The sequence below is a fragment of the Stenotrophomonas maltophilia group sp. Smal12 genome, assembly GCF_037079935.1.
GTDB classification, from domain to species: domain Bacteria; phylum Pseudomonadota; class Gammaproteobacteria; order Xanthomonadales; family Xanthomonadaceae; genus Stenotrophomonas; species Stenotrophomonas sepilia.
In genome coordinates, this window is the sequence record NZ_JBAWUK010000146.1 from 1 (window position 1) to 502 (window position 502).

A 502-nucleotide genomic window follows, 5' to 3' on the forward strand; every position below is an offset into this window, starting at 1 on the left:
AGTAGTCGACTTTCCATACATCCAACTCAAAAAGATCTCGATAATTGTCCAGTGTAAGTGTCACTATAACTTCAACCCCTTCGGTGTCGACAAAGGTTTTGCTGGCCAGCTCCTTTCCAAGCAAACGGTCGAGCTTGCTTGATTTGAACTGCAGGCTCCCCATCCCGCCATCATCCATCTCCTCAACTTCAATCGCCGCAAGTGAATCAGCAGTGATGCCCGGAAAATCCTCACCTTGAAGCATCAATTTCACTAATGATTTTTCAGATTCCGATAAATGCCTGTACATGCATCAATTCCTGGGCGGAGTAATTCTACTTACATTAATGCTTCCATCAGGAAACTTATGGGAGCTGTATTCAATTTTAACACCGTCGACCGTCACAGAGCCAGAATATGTTCCAGAGGGGTGATTCGCCCCGATTCGCTCAATATCGGCGGCAATCGCCGCCTTCACACTAACGCTATCCATCCCGCCTTTTCGACGTGTCGGAAGGCGTGA

General features: G+C 47.4%; 2 protein-coding genes. Both read right to left on the reverse strand.

Annotation, left to right across the window (positions count from 1 at the left end):
* Positions 1-253 (reverse strand): hypothetical protein (locus WDC87_RS22000; RefSeq protein ID WP_336331355.1); only part of this gene is annotated, 253 nt, incomplete at its 3' end.
* Between the two features lie 39 nt (positions 254-292).
* Positions 293-502 (reverse strand): hypothetical protein (locus WDC87_RS22005; protein ID WP_336331356.1); only part of this gene is annotated, 210 nt, incomplete at its 5' end.